This window comes from Nocardioides sp. 31GB23, from assembly GCF_040012395.1.
GTDB classification, from domain to species: domain Bacteria; phylum Actinomycetota; class Actinomycetes; order Propionibacteriales; family Nocardioidaceae; genus Nocardioides; species Nocardioides salarius.
On record NZ_JBDYKJ010000011.1, the window covers coordinates 44011 to 60114 of the forward strand.

General features: G+C 74.1%; 17 protein-coding genes. 4 read left to right on the forward strand and 13 right to left on the reverse strand.

Annotated features, from left to right (window positions below):
* Positions 1–14 precede the first annotated feature (14 nt).
* The 3 genes from ABKW28_RS05145 to ABKW28_RS05155 are packed head-to-tail and all read right to left on the reverse strand — an operon-like array spanning position 15 to position 3510.
* Complete coding sequence (locus tag ABKW28_RS05145) at positions 15–1394, reverse strand: dipeptidase (RefSeq protein ID WP_348606926.1); 1380 nt, start codon at positions 1392–1394, stop codon at positions 15–17.
* Between the two features lie 47 nt (positions 1395–1441).
* Entirely contained in the window at positions 1442–3121 is a 1680-nt protein-coding gene (locus ABKW28_RS05150) for a phospholipase D-like domain-containing protein (protein ID WP_348606929.1), read from the reverse strand.
* A gap of 29 nt (positions 3122–3150) precedes the next feature.
* The gene (locus ABKW28_RS05155; protein WP_348606932.1) at positions 3151–3510 is read right to left on the reverse strand and encodes a sterol carrier family protein; all 360 of its coding nucleotides are present in this window, start codon (positions 3508–3510) and stop codon (positions 3151–3153) included.
* Positions 3511–3563: 53 nt separating this feature from the next.
* Here ABKW28_RS05155 and ABKW28_RS05160 point away from each other — a divergent pair, with 53 nt between their 5' ends.
* The gene (locus ABKW28_RS05160; RefSeq protein ID WP_348606935.1) at positions 3564–4412 is read left to right on the forward strand and encodes a hypothetical protein; all 849 of its coding nucleotides are present in this window, start codon (positions 3564–3566) and stop codon (positions 4410–4412) included.
* 15 nt (positions 4413–4427) lie between these two features.
* Positions 4428–5273: a DNA-formamidopyrimidine glycosylase family protein gene (locus tag ABKW28_RS05165; protein WP_348606938.1), complete on the forward strand. Its 846-nt coding sequence runs from the start codon at positions 4428–4430 to the stop codon at positions 5271–5273.
* A 22-nt stretch (positions 5274–5295) separates the two neighbouring features.
* Here ABKW28_RS05165 and ABKW28_RS05170 read toward each other — a convergent pair whose 3' ends face one another.
* The 3 genes from ABKW28_RS05170 to purL form a co-directional block, all read right to left on the reverse strand.
* Entirely contained in the window at positions 5296–6069 is a 774-nt protein-coding gene (locus tag ABKW28_RS05170; protein WP_348606941.1) for an alpha/beta hydrolase, read from the reverse strand.
* Positions 6070–6238: 169 nt separating this feature from the next.
* Positions 6239–6661, reverse strand: a complete 423-nt coding sequence (gene arfB / locus ABKW28_RS05175; RefSeq protein WP_193668208.1) for an alternative ribosome rescue aminoacyl-tRNA hydrolase ArfB — start codon at positions 6659–6661, stop codon at positions 6239–6241.
* 135 nt (positions 6662–6796) lie between these two features.
* Positions 6797–9127, reverse strand: coding sequence for a phosphoribosylformylglycinamidine synthase subunit PurL (purL, locus tag ABKW28_RS05180; RefSeq protein WP_348606944.1), 2331 nt, complete (start codon positions 9125–9127; stop codon positions 6797–6799).
* A gap of 193 nt (positions 9128–9320) precedes the next feature.
* On the opposite strand from purL, the gene ABKW28_RS05185 reads away from it, so the two are divergent.
* Positions 9321–10754, forward strand: a complete 1434-nt coding sequence (locus ABKW28_RS05185; protein ID WP_348606947.1) for a glycoside hydrolase domain-containing protein — start codon at positions 9321–9323, stop codon at positions 10752–10754.
* Positions 10755–10772: 18 nt separating this feature from the next.
* Here ABKW28_RS05185 and ABKW28_RS05190 read toward each other — a convergent pair whose 3' ends face one another.
* Genes ABKW28_RS05190 through purS form a run of 3 tightly spaced genes read right to left on the reverse strand, consistent with a single transcriptional unit; the run spans position 10773 to position 12195 of the window.
* The gene (locus tag ABKW28_RS05190) at positions 10773–11270 is read right to left on the reverse strand and encodes a DUF3817 domain-containing protein (protein WP_348606950.1); all 498 of its coding nucleotides are present in this window, start codon (positions 11268–11270) and stop codon (positions 10773–10775) included.
* Positions 11267–11935, reverse strand: coding sequence for a phosphoribosylformylglycinamidine synthase subunit PurQ (purQ, locus tag ABKW28_RS05195; RefSeq protein WP_193668213.1), 669 nt, complete (start codon positions 11933–11935; stop codon positions 11267–11269). Before purQ ends, ABKW28_RS05190 begins: the two co-directional genes overlap by 4 nt.
* A complete protein-coding gene (purS, locus tag ABKW28_RS05200) occupies positions 11932–12195 on the reverse strand; it encodes a phosphoribosylformylglycinamidine synthase subunit PurS (RefSeq protein ID WP_193668215.1) in 264 nt (87 codons plus the stop codon). The genes purQ and purS overlap by 4 nt, the downstream gene beginning before the upstream one ends.
* Before the next feature lie 105 nt (positions 12196–12300).
* On the opposite strand from purS, the gene ABKW28_RS05205 reads away from it, so the two are divergent.
* Positions 12301–12804 (forward strand): general stress protein, encoded by a 504-nt coding sequence (locus tag ABKW28_RS05205; RefSeq protein ID WP_204797232.1) that lies wholly within the window; start codon positions 12301–12303, stop codon positions 12802–12804.
* Positions 12805–12937: 133 nt separating this feature from the next.
* On the opposite strand, the gene ABKW28_RS05210 is transcribed toward ABKW28_RS05205, so the two are convergent.
* From ABKW28_RS05210 to ABKW28_RS05225, 4 genes are read right to left on the reverse strand one after another with little or no spacing between them, the layout of a single operon-like run.
* Positions 12938–13141 carry a hypothetical protein gene (locus tag ABKW28_RS05210; RefSeq protein ID WP_193668217.1) on the reverse strand — a complete coding sequence of 68 codons (204 nt, stop codon included), beginning with the start codon at positions 13139–13141 and terminating at the stop codon, positions 12938–12940.
* Positions 13138–14709 (reverse strand): long-chain fatty acid--CoA ligase, encoded by a 1572-nt coding sequence (locus tag ABKW28_RS05215; RefSeq protein ID WP_348606953.1) that lies wholly within the window; start codon positions 14707–14709, stop codon positions 13138–13140. Before ABKW28_RS05215 ends, ABKW28_RS05210 begins: the two co-directional genes overlap by 4 nt.
* 51 nt (positions 14710–14760) lie before the next feature.
* On the reverse strand, positions 14761–15216 hold the full coding sequence (locus tag ABKW28_RS05220) for an SRPBCC family protein (protein ID WP_193668221.1): 456 nt from the start codon (positions 15214–15216) through the stop codon (positions 14761–14763).
* Entirely contained in the window at positions 15213–16085 is an 873-nt protein-coding gene (locus tag ABKW28_RS05225; protein WP_348607001.1) for a phosphoribosylaminoimidazolesuccinocarboxamide synthase, read from the reverse strand. Before ABKW28_RS05225 ends, ABKW28_RS05220 begins: the two co-directional genes overlap by 4 nt.
* Positions 16086–16104 lie beyond the last annotated feature (19 nt).

Below are 16104 nucleotides of genomic sequence, written 5' to 3' on the forward strand. Positions count from 1 at the left end.
CGTGCCCGATCGTCTCAGGCAGTGGGACGCCCCGCCTCGGCGAGCCGGGCCAGCAGCAGCGTCTCGGCCAGCACCACCCGCTCGAACTCGGCCAGGTGCAGGCCCTCGTTGGCGCCGTGGGCGCGGGTGTCGGGGTCCTCGACACCGGTGACCAGCACGCTGGCTCGCGGGAACGCCTCGAGGAACTCGGCGATGAAGGGGATCGACCCGCCGACACCCATGTCGATCGGCTCGGTGCCGTCCCAGGCCTCCGCGAACGCCGCGCGGGCCGCGTCGTACGCCGGGCCGGTGGCGTCGATCTGGGTGGCCTCGCCGGTGTCGGTGATGCGCACCGACAGCTCCGCGCCCCAGGCGACGTGCTGCTCGAGGTGCTCGGTCAGCCGGGCCGCGGCGTTCTCGGTGGTGTCGCCGGGCGCGATGCGCAGCGAGATCCGGGCCCGGGCGGCCGGCACCAGCGTGTTGCTGGCGCCCTCGACCTTCGGGGCGTCGAGGCCGGTGATGCTCAGCGACGGCTTGGTCCACAGCCGCTCGACGGCGGAGCCGCTGCCGATCCACCGGGTTCCCGGCGCGGCGCCGGACTCGGCGCGCAGCCGCTCCTCGGGGTAGTCCACGTCGGCGGCGGGGCCGGCGTGCAGGCCCGCGACCGCGACGTCGCCGGCGTCGTCGTGCAGCGTCGAGATGAGCCGGCTCAGGGTCATCAGGGCGTCGGGCACCAGCCCGCCCCACATGCCCGAGTGCACCGCGTGGGTCAGGGTGCGGACCTCGACGTCGGCGCGCACCAGGCCGCGCAGGCTGGTGGTCAGCGCCGGGACGCCGACGTCCCAGTTGCCGGAGTCGGCGATCACGATGACGTCGGCGCGCAGCCGCTCCTGGTGGGCCGCCAGCAGGGCCGGCAGGGTCTCGGAGCCGACCTCCTCCTCGCCCTCGACGAAGACCGTGACGCTGACCGGGAGGTCGTCGCCGAAGACCCGCAGCGCGCCCAGGTGGGCCACGATGCCTGCCTTGTCGTCGGCCGCGCCGCGGGCGAAGAGCCGGCGACCGCTCGGGGAGTCGCGCTCGGTGGGCTCGAACGGCGGGGAGTCCCAGTCGGCGTGGTCGTTCTCGGGCTGCACGTCGTGGTGGGCGTAGAGCAGCACCGTCGGCGCGCCCTCCGGGCCGGCCCTGTGGCCGATCACCGCCGGTGCCCCGCCCTCGATGCTGACGACCTCGGTGTCCATGCCCTCCGCGGCCAGCAGCGCGCGCACGGCCTCGGCGCTGCGGCGTACCTCGTCGGCGCGGGCGGGGTCGGCGCTGACGGACTCGATCCGCACGAGGTCCTCGAGGTCGCTGCGCAGCCCGGGCAGCACGTCGGCGACGCGGGCCCGCAGGTCGGTGGTGTCGGCGTGGTGGCTCATGGCGCCAAGGTAGTCGGGGCGGTCGGCGCCCCCGTCGGGCCGGGGGCTCAGAACCCCTTGCGCCGGCGCATCCGCCAGGAGCGGCCGTCGGGGTCGTGCAGGTAGCGGTAGCTCGGCACGGCCAGGAGCTGGCGCACCAGGGGCAGCCGCGGCTCGGGCAGGCGCCGCAGCCGGCCCGGCGGACGCGGGCCGACCCGGCCGCCGTCGTGCCAGGCCTCCAGCGCGTCGGCGCTCTCGGCGAAGCGCCGGAACATGTCGACCGGGTCGACGCAGTCGGCCATCACCTCGAGCAGCCCGGCGTCGTCCATCTCGTCGACCGAGGTGAGCTCGTCGGGGTCGAGGCGGTCGAGGTGCTCGGCGGCCAGGGTCAGGCGCAGGCGCCGCGCGAAGCCGGCCCCGCCGTCGGTCGCGCCGTCGGTCTCGTCGCGGTCGATGATCGCGGCCGAGAGCTCGGAGTCGTTGGTCCAGGAGCGCCGGCAGAAGTTGTCGGAGCCGATCGAGGCCCAGGTGTCGTCGAGGACGCAGACCTTGGCGTGCACGTAGACGGGGGTGCCGGCGTGGTTCTCGAGCCCGTAGAACGCGACCCGGTCGGGCGCCTCGAGCAGCAGCCGCTGCACGCCGCGCAGCCGGCCGAGGACCTGGGGGTCGCGGGCGAACCAGCCGTCCTGGTCGGGGTGCTGGGGCAGCACCACGACCACGTGCAGCCCGGGCTGGGCGCGCAACGCGTCGGCCAGCACGGTGCTCATCTCGTGGCCCCACAGGAACTGGTCCTCGACGTAGACCAGTCGCCGGGCGTGCTTGACGGCCTTGGTGTAGCCGCGCGCCACCGACCGCTCGCCCCGGGGGGCGAAGTCGAACGCCCACCCGGTGCCCAGCACGGGGTAGGTGCGCAGCAGCTGGACCGCGTGACCGGTGTCGGCGTCGGTGTCGTCGGCGGCCTCGTCGGGGGCGGGGGGCGGGGGCGGGGACTGCGGGGGCAGCGGGCTCCGGGCGCCGTCGAGGTCGGCGCGGGCGTCGCGCAGGCGTCGCCACGGGTGCCGGGTCGTGGGGCTGGAGTCCTCCCAGCGCTCGCGGAAGACGGTCTCGACGTCGTGCACCACGGGGCCCTGCAGGGCGACCTGCACGTCGTGCCAGGGCGCGCGCTCGCCGTACTCGTCGGCGACGTGCAGGGTCTGGGGGTCGCCCTCGTGCAGGGCGTCGTCGCGACGGCCGTGGCACAGGTCGATGCCGCCGACGAAGGCGATGTCGCGGGCCGGCTCGTCGCGGTGACGCACGACGACGAACTTCTGGTGGTGGGTGCCCGCGCGGGTCACCCGCATGTCGAGCTGCACGTCGGCGCCGCGCTCCTGCAGCAGGTCGCCGAGGTCGCGGTGCTCCTGGTGGGCGTAGCCCAGCGTGTCGGCCTGCGAGCGCCACACCAGGGCTCGCACGTCGGCACCCCGGTCGAGCGCGCGACCCAGGACCTCCACCAGCTCGCTGCCCGGCTCGTCGCCGAGGCGCTGGTCGGGGTCGGAGCGCCAGTCGGTGAACCAGACCAGGTCACCCTCGCCGGCCGCCTCGACGCAGCGCAGCAGCTCGGCGAAGTAGGTGCGCCCGTGCACCAGCGCCCGCACCCGGTTGCCGGTGGAGAACGCGGCGTCCGGGTGGGCGTCGTCGACCCGGGTCGACCCGTTGCCGCGCTCCTCGCGGGAGAGGAACCAGTCGCGAGGATCTGCACGGAGGGGCACCCGTGGAGGCTAGCGGGGAGCGGGCGGGCTCAGGTCAGCGGCAGGTGCGGCGCCAGGTCGGCGCGCTGGCCCGAGGCACTGACGCTGCCGGACTCCTCGGCCTGCCCCCAGGTCATCCGGCCCGTGGCCAGCGCGATCCAGGTCGCGGCATCGGTCTCGACGACGGCCGGCGGGGTGCCGCGGGTGTGGCGCACGCCCGGGATCACCTGCACGGCGGCGTAGGGCGGCACCCGCACCTCGACCGAGTGCCCGGGCGCGCGCTGCTCGAGCACGGCCAGGAAGTGCTTGACCAGCAGGCGCAGGTCGGCGCGCTCCTCCGACCCGGTCGCGAGGCGCTCGAGGGCGTCGGCGACGTCGGCGGGATCGGCGGGACGCAGGCGGACGGGCACCGAGGCAGCCTAGTGCCGCCCAGGCGGTCGGTGCGATCGGGTAGACAGGGCGCATGGACCCGCACTCCTCCGGCCGCACGGCCCGATCGCTCGAGACCCTGCACGCGTTGGGCTACTTCGTGCCCGAGGTCGAGGAGGAGGTCACCGCCCTCGGCGTCCGCCGCGGCCGCGGCACCTACTTCGCCTCCCGCTCCGCGGCGATGGGCCGGGTCGGGCCGGGGCCGGTCGCCGCCACCTTCTTCGTCTTCTCCCCCTCGCTGGTGGCCCACTTCGTGCCGGCCTGCTGGGAGGCGGCCACGCCCGAGGACGTGATCGCGGCCCGCTACCGCGGCGTCGACGCGGCGTACCGACGGCTGCTGGGCCAGGAGGTCCTCGACTCCCCCGAGATGGCCGAGGCTGCCGGGCTGGCGCGCACCGCGGCCGGGGCCTGCGCGCCCGAGGGCCGCGCCCTGTACGCCGCGCACGCCGACCAGCCGTGGCCCGAGGCGCCGCACCTGGTGCTCTTCCACGCCCTCACGCTCATCCGCGAGCACCGCGGCGACGGACACGTCGCCACCCTGCTGGGCCACGGCCTGAGCGGGCTGGAGTCGCTGGTCACCCACACCGCGACCGGCACCGGCTTCACCGTGCCGGCCGCCCAGGCGACCCGCGGCTGGTCGAGCGAGGAGTGGGGCGCCTGCGCGGCCGACCTGCACCGGCGCGGCCTGCTGGCGGCCGACGGCTCCCTCACCGAGCAGGGCCAGGCGCTGCGCGCCTCGGTCGAGACCGCCACCGACGAGCTCGGGCACGCACCGTGGGCCGCGCTGGGCGACGAGGGCGCCGACCGGCTGCGCACCCTGGGCCGGCCGTGGGTCAAGCAGATGGTCGCCGGGGGCGTCTTCCCCGCGGGCGTGCTGGCCTGAGGCGGCACGCACGACGTGCCCGAGGGTGACAGCGTCCACAAGCTCGCGCGGCGCCTGGACCAGTCGCTGCTGGGGCGCACCGTGGCGCGCTCCGACCTGCGGGTGCCGCGCCTGGCCACCCGCGACCTGGCGGGGCGCGAGGTGCTCGAGCACGCCACCCACGGCAAGCACCTGCTGACCCGCTTCTCGGGCGGCGTGACGCTGCACAGCCACCTGCTGATGGACGGCGAGTGGTCGGTGACGCGGCCGGGCCGCGCGCTGCCGCGGCGGCTGCAGCCCGAGGTGCGGGTCGTCCTCGAGACCACCGAGGGCTCGACGGCCTGGGGCCTGCGCCTGCACCAGCTCGAGCTCGTCGCCACCGCCGAGGAGTCGCGGCTGGTCGGCCACCTGGGCCCCGACCTGCTGCACGACGACCTCGACGTCGCCGAGGCGGCGCGCCGACTGCGGGCCGACCCCGAGGTGCCGCTGGTCAGCGCGATGCTCGACCAGACCCGGGTGGCGGGGCTGGGCAACCTGTGGGCCAACGAGCTCGCCTTCCTCCTCGGCCGCAGCCCCTGGACCCCGGTCGGGGAGATCGACGTCGAGCGCCTGGTCACCCTGGCCGCCCGCGCGCTGCGGCACTCCGCGCTCGTCCCGGGCGCCTACCAGGTCACCACCGGCACGGGTCGCCGCGGCGAGTCGCACTGGGTCGCGGGCCGCCAGCGCCGCCCGTGCCTGCGCTGCGGCACCACGGTGCGGATGGTCGACGAGATCGCGAACGACCCGGCCAACCGGCGTACGTGGTGGTGCCCGCACTGCCAGCCGGGCCCGCCCCGGCCGGACGTCATACGGGCCGGACGTCCCCCTGTGCCAGACGTATGACGTCCCGCGTGGCCCGGGGCGATCAGAGGCCGTCGAGGATCTCCAGGGTGCGGGCCCAGGCCGGCGACGTCGGGTCGACGACGGTGAAGTGGTCGCCCTCGACCTCCACCAGCTCGGACTGCGCACCAGCGGCCAGGGCGGCGTCGACGTAGCGCTGCGACTGGGTGGGCGGCACGATCGTGTCGTCGGCGCCGTGCACGCACCAGACCGGCTGGTCGAGCGGCACCTGGCTCAGCGGGTCGACCGCGGCGTCCTCGGGGTCGGCGGCGGGGTTCGGGGCGTGGCCCAGGAACGCCGCCACCGCTCCCCCGCCGAGGCCGGCGGCGTGCGCGCCGGCCAGGTCGAGCACCCCGGCCTGGGACACGACGTGGGTCGGCTCGACCCCGCCCGCCCAGCGCTGGTGGCGGGTGCGCGAGGCGGCCCAGGTCGCGAGGTGCCCGCCCGCGGAGTGCCCGAGCGCCACCAGCGTGGTCAGGTCGAGGTCGGTGCCTGCGAGCAGGTCGATGCCGGCCGCGACGTCGTCGAGGGTCTCGGGCACCCCACCCCCGGCGCCGTCCGCTCCGGCCGCGCCCACGCGGCGGTACTCCAGCGCCAGCGTCGCCCACCCGGCCGCGACCAGGCTGGGCACGAGCGGCTCGGCGTACTCGATGCCGTACTCCGCCTTCCAGAACCCGCCGTGCACGACCACCACGACCCCGCGCGGCGTGCCCGCGGGCCGGGTGAGCACGGCGTACTGGCTGGGGTCGTCGCCGTAGGTGAGCCGCTCGGTCGTGGAGCCGTCAGCAGGTGCGGGCACGGGCGGGACCTCCTGGGGGCCGGTGGCGCAGGCGCTCGCGACGGCGGTGAGGCCGGCGAGGGCGGGCAGGGCAAGCAGGGTACGTCGGCGCACACCCCTGGTTCGGAGCCGCGGCCCATCCCGATGCCGACCAGTCACTTGTGCAAGTGCGAAGGTGACCGCTCGTGGCTCACTCGTCGGGGCCGCGCCGCAGCCGCTTGGTCTGGCTGCGCTGCTTCTTCGCCTCGAGCCGGCGGCGCTGGGAGCCACGGGTCGGCTTGGTGGGCCGCCGCTTCGGGGGCGGCGGGCCGGCGGCCGAGCGCACCAGCGCGGCGAGCCGCTCGCGGGCAGCGCGACGGTTGGCCAGCTGGGTGCGGAACTCCGAGGCGCTCACCGTCAGCACGCCGTCGACGAGCCGACCGGCCAGGGAGTCGAGCACCCGCGAGCGGACGGCCGGAGGCAGCGACGAGGCGGCGACGTCGTACGACAGCTCGACGCGCGAGTCGGTCGTGTTCACGCCCTGCCCGCCCGGGCCCGAGGAGCGGGAGAAGCGCTCGCTGAGCTCGGCCCCCGGGATCACCAGGGTGCGGGTCACGGGCAGGTCGTCGGGCACCCGCCCATCATGACGCGGCGCGTCCCCGCGGCCGCACCTGCCGTCGCCCGGGCCGAAGTTCAGGCCGACTCGGAGCGAAGTTCGGGCCGGCTCGAGGCGAGGTTCGGGCCGGGTCGGTGGAAGATCCGGGCCGGGTCAGAGGGTGGCGGCCACCGCGGCCGGGTCGCCGGCCAGTGCCGCCGGCAGGGTGGCGGTCCAGGCGGAGCGCAGCTGCAGCAGGTTGACCTCGAAGGCCCCCTCGACCACGAGCCGGTCGCCACCGGTGCGGCCGAGCTCGGTGACCGGCACGCCGTGGCGGGCGGCCAGCTCGAGCAGCGCCGGAGCGTCGGCGTCGGCCACGGTCACCACGGCCCGGCCCGCCGACTCGGCGAAGAGCGCGAGGAACGGATCGCCGCCGGCGACGGCGGCCAGGTCGACGCGCACGCCGCACATGTTCGAGATCGCCGACTCGGCGAGGGTCTGGGCCAGGCCGCCGTCGGAGACGTCGTGGGCGCTGGTGAGCAGCCCCACGCCCTCGTGCAGCAGCCCGGCGAGCGACTTCTCCGCCGCCAGGTCGACCCGCGGCGGCAGGCCGCCGAGGTGGCCGTGCACGACGTGGGCCCACTCCGAGCCCGACAGCTCCTCGCGGGTCTCACCGAGCAGGAAGACGCTCTCGCCGGGGTCGTCGCCCTCGACGGCGCGCCAGCCGGTCGGCGTACGCCGGGTGACGTCGTCGACGACGCCCAGCACCGCCACGACGGGCGTGGGCAGGATCGCGGTCTCGCCGGTCTGGTTGTAGAGGCTGACGTTGCCGCCGGTGACGGGGATGCCCAGCTCGAGGCAGCCCTCCTTGAGCCCGCGGCAGGCCTCGGCGAACTGCCACATCACGTCGGGGTCCTCGGGGGAGCCGAAGTTGAGGCAGTCGGAGATCGCCAACGGGACGGCACCGCCGGTGGCGACGTTGCGGTAGGACTCGGCCAGGGCCAGTCGGGCGCCGGTGTAGGGGTCGAGCTTGGCGAAGCGGCCGTTGCAGTCGGTGGCCACGGCGACGCCGAGGTTGGTCTCCTCGTCGATGCGCACCATGCCGGAGTCGGAGGGCTGCGAGAGCACGGTGTTGCCGCGCACGTAGCGGTCGTACTGGTCGGTGATCCACGACTTGTCGCAGAGGTTGGGGCTGGCCACCAGGCGCAGCAGCGTCTCGCGCAGCTCCTCGCCGCTGCTCGGGCGCGCCAGCGCCTCGGCACCGTCGGCCTGCAGGGCGTCCTGCCAGGCGGGACGGGCGAAGGGACGCTCGTACGTCGGCCCGTCGTGGGCCACCGAGCGCGGCGGCACGTCGACCACGCGCTCACCGTGCCAGTCGATCTCGAGCCGGCCGGTGTCGGTGACCTCGCCGACGACGACGGCCTCGACGTCCCACTTGGCGCAGATCGCCATGAACGCGTCGACGTCGCCGGGCTCGACGACGGCCATCATCCGCTCCTGGCTCTCGCTCATCAGGATCTCCTCGGGCGCCAGCGTGGAGTCGCGCAGCGGCACCCGGTCGAGCTCGACGTGCATGCCGCCGTCTCCGGCGCTGGCCAGCTCGGAGGTCGCGCAGGAGAGCCCGGCGCCGCCGAGGTCCTGGATGCCGGCGACCAGGCCGGCGGCGAAGATCTCCAGCGTGCACTCGATGAGCAGCTTCTCCATGAAGGGGTCGCCGACCTGCACGCTGGGCCGCTTGGCGGGGCCGTCTGCGTCGAAGGTCTCGCTGGCGAGCACGGAGACGCCGCCGATCCCGTCGCCGCCGGTGCGGGCGCCGTAGAGGATCACCTGGTTGCCCACGCCCGAGGCCTTGGCCAGGTGCAGGTCCTCGTGGCGCAGCACGCCGACGCACAGCGCGTTGACCAGCGGGTTGCCCAGGTAGCTCTCGTCGAAGACGGCCTCGCCGCCGATGTTGGGCAGGCCCAGGCAGTTGCCGTAGTGGCCCACGCCCTCGACGATGCCGGGCAGCACGCGGTGGGTGTCGGCGGCGTCGAGCGGGCCGAAGCGCAGCGGGTCCATCACCGCGACCGGGCGCGCGCCCATGGCGAGGATGTCGCGCACGATGCCGCCGATGCCGGTCGCGGCGCCCTGGTGCGGCTCGACGTACGACGGGTGGTTGTGCGACTCGACCTTGAAGGTCACCGCGTAGCCCTGGCCGACGTCGATGACGCCGGCGTTCTCGCCGATGCCGGCGAGCATCGCGCCGGCGGGGGTCTCCTGCGGGATCTCCCCGAACTGCTTGAGGTGCACCTTGGAGGACTTGTAAGAGCAGTGCTCGCTCCACATCACCGAGTACATCGCCAGCTCGCTGGAGGTGGGGCGGCGCCCGAGGATCTCGCGGATCCGGGCGTACTCGTCGGCCTTCAGGCCGAGGTCGGACCAGGGCTGCTCACGGCCCGGGTCGTCGGCCGCGGCGGCGACGGTGTCGAGAGCGGAGACGCGGGGCTGCGGGGGGACCTCAGGCACGGGGGCCAATCTACCGGCGCCGCCGTCGAGGCCTGCGCCCGACCGCCGCGGAGTGCGCACACCCCCTCTGACCTGGGAAAACTACACGTCTGTAGTTCACAGCGTTCGCTGTTACTCGTGTGACTGGAGTGGTTATGGTGACTCAGCCCGGCTGCTCGGGCGCCGTTCTTCCCCGCCTCGTAGGAGCCCTCCGATGTCCCGACCGACCTCCCCCCGGGTCCGCCTCGCCCTCGCCGGCGCCCTCAGCGGCGCGCTCGCCGTCACCGGCGTCGCCGTCCAGGCGCCGCTCGCCTCCGCCGCCGACCAGGGCGGCACCGGCTCGACCAGCGAGCGCCGGGCCCCCACCGTCGAGGAGGGCCAGGTCGTCACGCCCGGCGACTTCACCGGCTACGGCTTCGACCAGTGCCTGGCGCCGACGCAGAAGGCGATGAACACCTGGTGGCGCACCTCGCCGTTCTCGGCGGTCGGCATCTACATCTCCGGCACGTCCCGCGCCTGCCGCGACCAGCCCAACCTGACCCCCAGCTGGGTGGTCAAGCAGGCCACCCGGGGGTGGCGCCTGCTGCCGATCACGCTCGGCCCGCAGGCCTCCTGCCAGCCGCGGTTCCCCCGCTACGACGACGACGTCACCATCGACCCGCGCCCGGGTCGCAAGGGCACCTACGTCCGGGCGCTCAAGATGGGCCGGCGTGAGGCCGTCTCGGCCGTGGCCGCCGCGAAGGCGCTCAAGATCGCCGAGGGCAGCACGCTCTGGTACGACCTCGAGGGCTTCGACCACAACAACACCGCCTGCCGCGAGTCGGCGCTGTCCTTCCTCTCGGGATGGACCCAGAAGCTGCACGCCCTCGACTACGTCTCCGGGGTCTACTCCAGCGTCTCGTCGGGCATCAAGGCGCTCGACGACGCCCGCGTCAACCGCCCCGACCGCTTCGCCCTGCCCGACGCCATCTGGCTCGCGCGCTGGGACGGCGTGGCCAACACCTCCAGCAGCTACATCCGCGAGGACGGCTGGCGCCCCGGCGGCCGGGTCAAGCAGTACCGCGGCGGCCACGACGAGACCTGGGGCGGGGTGCGGATCAACATCGACTCCAACTTCCTCGACCTCGGCAAGGGCAGCACCGCCCGCCCGCAGGGCGAGATGTGCGGCGGCACCCGCGTCAACTGGCCCTCCTACGAGATGCTGCGCCCGCCGCGCGAGACCAAGAACGGCACCGTGCGCCCCGACCCGGAGAAGGTCGCCGCGCTGCAGTGCCTGCTCAAGCAGCGCGGCTACTTCGACACCGCGATCACCGGCACGTACGGCGGTCGCGTCGTCAACGCCACCAAGGCCTGGCAGCGCGACCACGGGTTCGCCGAGAAGGACCTGTGGGCGCGCACCCACTGGATGTCGCTGCTGGCCGCCGGCTCCAAGACGACCACCAAGTACGGCTCCAGCGGCGACGCCGTGCGCCGCCTGCAGCGCAGCCTCAACGCCGCCTCCCCGAAGGCCAAGGTCGTCGTGACCGGTGTCTACGGCACGGCCGTCGAGAAGGCGGTCAAGGACTGGCAGAAGCGGGTGGGGATGAGCGCCTCGGGCGTCGTCAACGCCGCCACCTGGCGCAAGCTGCAGGCGGGCAAGCGCAGCTGAGCCGGCCCGGCCCGCGGGTCAGCCGACCGGCGGCCCGGCCACCAGCGCGGCGCCCGTGAGGGCCACGACCGCCGCGAGGCCGGTCAGCAGGCCCCGCGCCGGGTGGCGCACCAGCCACGCGACCGGGCGCTCGAGGGGGGTCGGCGCCGCTGCGCCCGCGGGGCCCGGTGACCCCGTGGGGCCCGGTGACCCCGTCGGACCCGGGGCCCGCAGCCGCCAGGTGTCACCGAGCAGACCGCGCCGGTCGGCGTACCGCTCGAAGGGGAGGGTGGCCAGCGGCGGGACCGCGCTGGCCAGGCCGAGCAGGGTGCGACCGGCGCCCCAGCGCTGGTCGATGGCCACCACGAGCGTGGTGACGCCGAACGCGACGAAGACGACGCCGTGCAGCATCCCGAAGACGCTCACCGCGCGGTCGGTGGTCTCGGTGACGTACTTGAGGAACATCCCGACCAGCAGCAGCGACCAGGTCACCGCCTCGGCGGCCGCCAGCCGGCGGAAGAGCAGCCGCGGGGTCACGCGAGGACGGCCTCGACGAGGCTGGTGAAGAAGCCCAGCCCGTCGGTGCCGGAGCCGGTCAGCGACTCCACGGAGTGCTCGGGGTGCGGCATCAGGCCGACCACGTTGCCGCGCTCGTTGCTCACGCCGGCGATGTCGCGCAGCGAGCCGTTGGGGTTGTGCTCGACGTAGCGCGCCACGACCTGGCCCTCGCCCTCGAGCCGGTCGAGGGTGGCCTCGTCGGCGACGTAGCCGCCCTCGCCGTTCTTGAGCACGACCGTGATCTCCTGGCCGGCCGAGTAGGCGGAGGTCCACGGGGTGTCGGTGCGCTCGACGCGCAGGCGCTGGTCGCGGCACACGAACTTGCGGTGGTCGTTGCGGATCAGCGCGCCGGGCAGCAGGTGCGACTCGCAGAGGATCTGGAAGCCGTTGCAGATGCCGAGCACGGGCATCCCGCGCTGGGCCGCCTCGACGACCTCGGCCATCACCGGCGAGAACCGCGAGATGGCGCCGCAGCGCAGGTAGTCGCCGTACGAGAACCCGCCCGGCAGGACGACGGCGTCGACGCCCCTGAGGTCGTGCTCGCCGTGCCACAGCGCGACGGCCTCGTTGCCGCCGAGGCGCACGGCGCGCTGCGCGTCGACGTCGTCGAGCGAGCCGGGGAAGGTGACGACGCCGATCTTCACGCGCGCACCTCGACGGACTCCTCGACGCGCACGGTGAAGTTCTCGATCACCGGGTTGGACAGCAGGGTCTCGGCCACGCGGGACACCTCGGCGAGCACGTCGTCGGTCACCTCGCCCTCGACCTCGAGCTCGAAGCGCTTGCCCTGGCGCACGTCGGCGACCCCGGTGAAGCCCAGCCGCGGCAGAGCGCCGAGCACCGCCTTGCCCTGGGGGTCGAGGATCTCGGGCTTGGGCATCACGTCGACGACGACACGGGGCACGGGGCGCTCCTGGAGGCGGGAGGGGCGAGAACTGTTGCTAGGGACGTCCCCATCCTAGGCGCCGCGTGCAGCCGCCCACCCGCGCGGTGGCTGCACAATGGGCTCATGAGCATGACCCCCGGCTCCCGCGCCCGCGCCGCCCTCCCGCTGGAGTTCCCCCAGTCCCTGGCCGTCTACGACGACTACGCCGATGCCCAGCGCACCGTCGACCACCTCTCCGACAACAAGTTCCCGGTCGAGCACCTGATGATCGTCGGCACCGACCTCAAGCGGGTCGAGCGGATCACCGGGCGCCTGACCACGGGTCGCGTCGCGGTCGGCGGGCTCGCGTCGGGAGCCTGGTTCGGCACCTTCATCGGCCTCGTCTTCACGATCTTCACCGACGAGGGCTTCCTGGCCACGTTCCTGCCGGTGGTGGTGATCGGCGCGCTGTTCGGGCTGATCTTCGCCCTCGTCGGGTACGCCGCCTCGCGCGGGCGCCGCGACTTCTCCTCGGTCACCCAGGTGGTGGCCACCCGCTACGAGGTGCTGGTCGAGCACAAGCACCTGGCCCGCGCCCGCGAGCAGCTGGCCGACCTCCCCGGCGCGCTGCCCAACCCCTTCGCCTGACCCGCTGACCCGGCCCGGACTTCGCCCTGAGCCGGCCCGAATCTCCCCTGGGGAGATCCGGGCCGGCTGGGCGCGAAGTTCAGGCCGGGTCGGCGAGTGATTTGCGCCGGGTCGGCGGGATATTGGGGCCGGGTCAGCGGCGGCGCTGGAGCACCACGATGCCCAGGGCGACGCCGAGGCCGGCGAGGATCGGGCCGAGGGTGCCCAGCGTGCGGTCCCCGCCGGCGCTCTCCCCGCCGACACCGCCGTCGTAGGAGAGGCCGAGGTAGGTCACCACGGCCCCTCCGACGACCATCACGGCCGCGACGGCCAGCCCGAGGATCCGGGCTCCGGTCACGACAGCTCGCGCTTGAGGATCTTGCCGGTCGCGGTCATCGGCAGGTCCTTGCTGAACTGCACGATGCGGGGGTACTTGTAGCCGGCCATCTGCTCCTTCGACCACGCGACGATCTCGTCCTCGGTGGTGGTGGAGCCCTCGTTCATGATCAGGACGGCCTTGATCTCCTCGCCGTGCGAGTCGTGCGGCACGCCGATGACCGCGGCCAGCGAGACGTCGGGGTGGCTCATCAGCACCTCCTCGATCTCGCGGGGGTACACGTTGTAGCCGCCGCGGATGATCATGTCCTTGGAGCGGTCGACGATGTAGTACCAGCCGTCCTCGTCCTTGCGGCCCAGGTCGCCGGAGCGGAACCAGCCGTCGCGGATCGACTCCTCGGTGGCGTCGGGGCGACCGTAGTAGCCCTTCATGATGTTGTGGCCCTTGATCGCGATCTCGCCGACCGCGTCGGGACCGCTCTCCTCGACGTCGCTCCAGTCCCCCGGCTCGGGGCTGATCAGCTTCATCTCCACGCCCGGGATCGGCTTGCCGATCGAGCCGACGCGCGGCTCCTCGCCGTACGGCGAGAACGAGGCGACCGGGCTGGTCTCGGAGAGGCCGTAGCCCTCGAGGATGGTGACGCCGAACTTCTTCTGGAAGTCCTTGTGCACCTCGACGGGCAGCGCCGAGCCGCCGGCCGCCGCGACCCGAAGGTTGTCGGCGAGCGAGGAGACGTCGTGCTCGGGGGTCAGCGCACCCAGCAGGCCCCAGTACATCGTCGGCACGCCGGCGAAGAAGGTGACCTTCTCCTTGAGCATCAGCTGCAGCGCGGGCTCGGCCTCGAAGCGCGGCAGCATCACCACGGTGCCACCGAAGGCGAAGGCACCGTTCTGGATGACGGTCTGGCCGAAGGAGTGGAACAGCGGCAGCACGCACAGGTAGGTGTCGGGCTTCTCGGCGTCGGCGCCGAAGAGCTCCGTGCCGGCCAGCGCGTTGTCGCGCATGTTGCGGTGGCGCAGCTCGGCGCCCTTGGGCTGGCCGGTGGTGCCCGAGGTGTAGAGGATGACCGCGGTGTCGTCCTCGTCGGTGGCCACCGTCTCGAACGTCGGGGCCTGCTGGGCCATCGCGCGGCCCATCGTCTCGGTGCCCTCGACGGGCGACTCGGCGGCCGGGTCGGCGGTGATCATGAAGAAGTGCTCGCACGAGTCGGTCTCGCTGAAGCCGGCGTGGCCCTCGGCGCCGATGGGCAGCTCGGGGGTGCCCTGGAAGCAGAAGAACGCCTTCGCATCGGAGTCGGCGAGGTGGTAGGCCACCTCGCGTCCCTTCAGCAGCACGTTGAGGGGCACGACGGTCGCGCCGGCCTTGAGGATGCCGTAGTAGACGATCGAGAAGTACGGCAGGTTGGGGCAGCTCAGGGCGACCTTGTCGCCGGGCTGGACGCCCCGGGAGGCGAGCAGGTTCGCGACCTGGTTGGCGGCACCGTTCACCTGCGCATAGGTGAGGCGGGTCTCGCCGAAGATGATCGCGTCGCGGTCGGCGTGCTTCTCGGCCGATCCCTCGAGCAGGGTCGCAAGGTTGTAGCTGGTCACGTGGTGGCCTCCGTCACGTTGGTGGATGCGCCCAACCTACCGAGGGCCCCCTCAGCGCGGCGCGAGCCCCTCGCAGATCCGCGCCGCCCGCCGCAGGTCGGCGCGCACGGGCAGGACCGAGCCCAGGCTGAGCAGCAGCCCCAGCGGGCGCAGCGGGCCGGGACCACTGATGCGGAAGCCGTAGGCGACGTCGCAGCCGGTCGCGGTCGGGGTGAAGGCCAGCTCGAGGGTGGCGCGCACGGCACGCCAGGTGCCGACCTCGGCCCAGCGCAGCGGACGCTCGTAGGTCGTGGTCTGCATCGCCGGGCGCAGCCCGGGACGGGTGACGTCGACCCAGCGCTGGCCGGGCCCGACCTCGCCGACGACGTCCTCGACCCGGGCCAGGCTCGACTGCCACTGCGCCCGGTGGGCCGGGTCGACCAGGTAGTCGAAGGCCACTTCCGGCGAGCAGCCGAAGGCGACGGTGCCGCCGACGGTGCGCTCGCCGGCCTGCTGCGATCCGCTCACCACGACTGCCCGGTGAGCAGCTCGTAGGCCTCGACGTAGCGCGCCCGGGTGCGCTCGACGACCTCGGCCGGCAGCGGCGGCGGAGCCTCGCCGGAGGAGCGGTCCCAGCCGGCCTGGGGCGAGAGGGCCCAGTTGCGCACGATCTGCTTGTCGTACGACGCCTGGGTGCGCCCGGGCTCCCACTCGGCGGCGGGCCAGAAGCGCGAGGAGTCGGGGGTCAGCACCTCGTCGCCGAGCACGACCGCTCCGACGGGGTGGCGCGCGGCACCCGCGGAGCGGCCGAACTCGAGCTTGGTGTCGGCCAGCAGGATGCCGCGCTCGCGGGCGAGCCCCTCGGCGCGGGCGTAGACCGCCAGGGTCAGCTCGCGCAGGTGGGCGGCGTCGGCCTCGCCGATCCGCTCGGCGACGGCGGCGTAGGAGACGTTCTCGTCGTGCTCGCCGAGCTCGGCCTTGGTGGCGGGGGTGAAGATCGGCGCGGGCAGCCGGCTGCCGTCGACGAGCCCGGCGGGCAGCGGCACGCCGCAGACCTCGCCGCCGGCGCGGTAGTCGAGCAGCCCGGAGCCGGTGAGGTAGCCGCGCGCCACGCACTCGACGGGGAACATGTCGAGGCGCTCGCAGACGACCGCCCGGCCGCGCACCTCGGCGGGCACGTCGGTGGACAGCACGTGGTGGGGCACCAGGTCGGCGAGCTGCTCGAACCACCACAGCGACATCCGGGTCAGGATCTCGCCCTTGTCGGGGATGGTCGTGTCGAGCACGAAGTCGAAGATCGAGAGCCGGTCGCTGGCCACCACCAGCAGCTGGCCGGCGTGCTCGCCCTCCTCGACCTCGTAGAGGTCGCGCACCTTGCCCGAGTGCAGGTGGCGCATGCCGTCGAGGGCGGGGGCG

Excerpts from the sequence above, each read along its gene's own strand:
- ABKW28_RS05145 (WP_348606926.1), bottom strand. The coding sequence starts at position 1,394 with ATGAGCCACCACGCCGACACCACCGACCTGCGGGCCCGCGTCGCCGAC.
- ABKW28_RS05160 (WP_348606935.1), top strand. The coding sequence starts at position 3,564 with ATGGACCCGCACTCCTCCGGCCGCACGGCCCGATCGCTCGAGACCCTG.
- ABKW28_RS05185 (WP_348606947.1), top strand. The coding sequence starts at position 9,321 with ATGTCCCGACCGACCTCCCCCCGGGTCCGCCTCGCCCTCGCCGGCGCC.
- ABKW28_RS05205 (WP_204797232.1), top strand. The coding sequence starts at position 12,301 with ATGAGCATGACCCCCGGCTCCCGCGCCCGCGCCGCCCTCCCGCTGGAG.
- ABKW28_RS05225 (WP_348607001.1), bottom strand. The coding sequence starts at position 16,085 with ATGCGCCACCTGCACTCGGGCAAGGTGCGCGACCTCTACGAGGTCGAG.